The 1,019-nt window shown below is 57.8% G+C and carries 1 protein-coding gene; it reads left to right on the top strand.

Annotated elements, in window-relative coordinates; translation table 11 throughout:
* The coding region (locus H663_RS40980; RefSeq protein WP_205872782.1) for a cupin domain-containing protein at window positions 1-155 on the top strand (155 nt) is incomplete at its 5' end.
* Between the last annotated feature and the right edge of the window lie 864 nt (window positions 156-1,019).

Genomic DNA, 1,019 nt, shown 5'->3' with positions numbered 1-1,019 from the left:
GTGGTGAAGAGATCTTTGTGGTCGAAGGCGTGTTCTCCGACGAGCACGGCGACTACCCCGCAGGCAGCTGGCTGCGCAGCCCGCACATGAGCCAGCACCAGCCCTTCAGCCGCGAAGGCTGTTTGATTCTGGTGAAAACCGGGCACTTGACCTGAACACACCAGCATGACACACCGGCCTGCGCATTTGACAAACTGCTCCAATGATCCTGCACATTGAATTTTGAAATCTGTGAGAGATGTCATCTCGTAGGTTTGCACTCGCAGATTCCAACATGATGGGTTTGGGCACAGGCCCATGTCGGGGTCTTCGACCGCCGACCTACGAGAAGGCATCACCTCGTAGGTCGGTACTCGCAGAGTCCGACATGATGAGTTTCGGCAAAGGCCCATGTCGGGTTCTTCGACCGCCGACCTACGAGAAGGCATCACCTCGTAGGTCGGTACTCGCAGAGTCCGACATGATGAGTTTCGGCACAGGCCCATGTCGTGGTCTTCGACCGCCGACCTACGAGAAGGCATCACCTCGTAGGTCGGTACTCGCAGAGTCCGACATGATGGGTTTGGGCACAGGCCCATGTCGGGGTCTTCGACCGCCGACCTACGAGAATGCATCACCTCGTAGGTTTGCACTCGCAGATTCCAACATGATGGGTTTCGGCACAGGCCCATGTCGGGGTCTTCGACCGCCGACCTAGGAGAAGGCATCACCTCGTAGGTTGGTACTCGCAGAGTCCGACATGATGGGTTTGGGCACGGGCCCATGACGGGGTCTTCGACCGCCGACCTACGAGAAGGCATCACCTCGTAGGTCGGTACTCGCAAAGTCCAACATGATGGGTTTCGGCACAAGCCCATGTCGGGGTCTTCGACCGCCGACCTACGAGAAGGCATCACCTCGTAGGTCGGTACTCGCAGAGTCCGACATGATGAGTTTCGGCACAGGCCCATGACGGGGTCTTCGACCGCCGACCTACAACATCCTTGAGCATTGACGACTTCACAGGGCTGAATCCATAG

Origin of the sequence: Limnohabitans planktonicus II-D5 (assembly GCF_001270065.2) — a bacterium.
Taxonomy (GTDB): domain Bacteria; phylum Pseudomonadota; class Gammaproteobacteria; order Burkholderiales; family Burkholderiaceae_C; genus Limnohabitans_A; species Limnohabitans_A planktonicus.
This window is presented reverse-complemented; position numbering and strand designations above follow the sequence as displayed.